3 protein-coding genes are annotated in these 1,616 nt (G+C 41.8%); all 3 read left to right on the forward strand.

The genetic code is table 11. The features are described 5' to 3' along the window. Window positions 1–115: 115 nt before the first annotated feature. Window positions 116–421: a glutaredoxin family protein gene (locus tag A3766_RS19405; protein WP_082880485.1), complete on the forward strand. Its 306-nt coding sequence runs from the start codon at window positions 116–118 to the stop codon at window positions 419–421. 42 nt (window positions 422–463) lie between these two features. After that, complete coding sequence (gene yaaA / locus A3766_RS19410) at window positions 464–1,252, forward strand: peroxide stress protein YaaA (protein WP_068508425.1); 789 nt, start codon at window positions 464–466, stop codon at window positions 1,250–1,252. Between the two features lie 16 nt (window positions 1,253–1,268). After that, window positions 1,269–1,616, forward strand: a 348-nt coding sequence (locus tag A3766_RS19415; protein ID WP_369808640.1) for a lysophospholipid acyltransferase family protein, incomplete at its 3' end; no start/stop codon positions are given.

Here is a 1,616-nt window from a genome sequence, read left to right on the forward strand (position 1 = left end):
GGCCTTCAGTTAGATGTAGATATTCTTTCTTAATAAGATGTAAAGCAAAAGTATAGTATAAAATACTTTAAATAGATTGCTTAAATTATTGAAAATATTTAAAAAGAGTTTCAAATTGAACACCTGCCCAGTCTTTTATTTGTATTCGACACTTGGTTGTCACTTGTGTGATGAGGCGCTTGCGGTAGCTCAGGCCTTGCATGTGCAAATGGCTGAAAACTTTGCAGCATCGTCCTTTGATTCGGATGGAAAGCCGCTTTTTTTTAAACTGGAGTCGGTCGATATTGCAGACGATGATGCCTTAATTGATCGCTATGGCGCCAGGATACCTGTTTTGCTATCCCATGATAAATCCCTGGAGCTTGAATGGCCTTTTGATGTTCAATCACTTTATGAGTTTATGTGCCGCTGCCTTAAATAGGGTTTCGGTTTAGTCAATTTAATGAATTAGATGTGAATTAGTATGATTATTGTTGTGTCTCCTGCAAAAACGCTGGATTTCGAGTCAGCGAGTTTTAGTGATGAGTTTTCTGTGCCCGATTTTCTAGATGAATCAAAGCATCTGGTTGACGCTTTAAATAAAGTAGATTCCGCTGCGCTAATGAAGCTAATGAGTGTCAGTGAAAAGATTGCAGATTTAAATGTGCAGCGAATGAAAGATTGGACTGTTCCGTTCACGGCCCAGAATGCAAAGCAAGCTGTCTATGCCTTTAAGGGGGATGTATATACGGGGTTAGCAGTCGAGTCTATGGATAGTGCTAGTGTCGAATATCTTCAGGGAAAGTTAAGAATACTCTCGGGTTTGTATGGTATTTTGCGCCCCTTGGATTTGATGCAGCCATATCGTTTGGAAATGGGAACCAGGCTTGAAAATACACGCGGAAAGAATCTTTACGAGTTTTGGGGAGAGATGCTGACAGAGTCACTTAACCGGGAGTTAGAGGGGAGTGACGAGGTTCTCGTTAACCTAGCATCCAACGAGTATTTTAAATCAATCAAGCCTAAGTCGCTTAAGGCAAAGGTGATTACCCCTATATTCAAGGATGAGAAGAAAGGCACATACAAGATCATTAGTTTTTATGCCAAAAAAGCACGAGGCTTAATGGTCAGGTATGCTGCTGATAATAATATTCAAAGCGTTGAAGATCTAAAGGGTTTTGACTACGCGGGTTATCAATACTCAGAGAGTGAGTCCAGTGGCACTGATTGGGTCTTTACTAGAAGTGAGAGTGTAGCGGAGGCGCAGAAGTAAGGTTGTGTTTAGTGTTGTGAAGAATAGGGCGCGCCAAGGGTTGCGCTTCTCTCGTCTGCTCGCGAATTTACTCTCGGGTAGTGCTTTTATTGGTGCTTGTTATCAATTCCCGCAAGTGTCTAAAATTGACCAAAACGAGCTTAATGATTACGCTCTGTTTACCTTGTGGGTTGAGGATCTGGTTCGTTCAATGAATACGGAGGTCGTTGTCGAAGGCTCCCCCATGGAAGCAAGCGGTTTGTTTGTATCAAATCATATTTCATGGCTCGATACGATTGTTTTTAATCATCTCAGGCCTGTAGGTTTTATTGCGCGGCATGATTTGGAAGAGTGGCCTTTGCTGGGGACCTTTACCAAAAGAATG

This window comes from Oleiphilus sp. HI0132 (assembly GCF_001635845.1).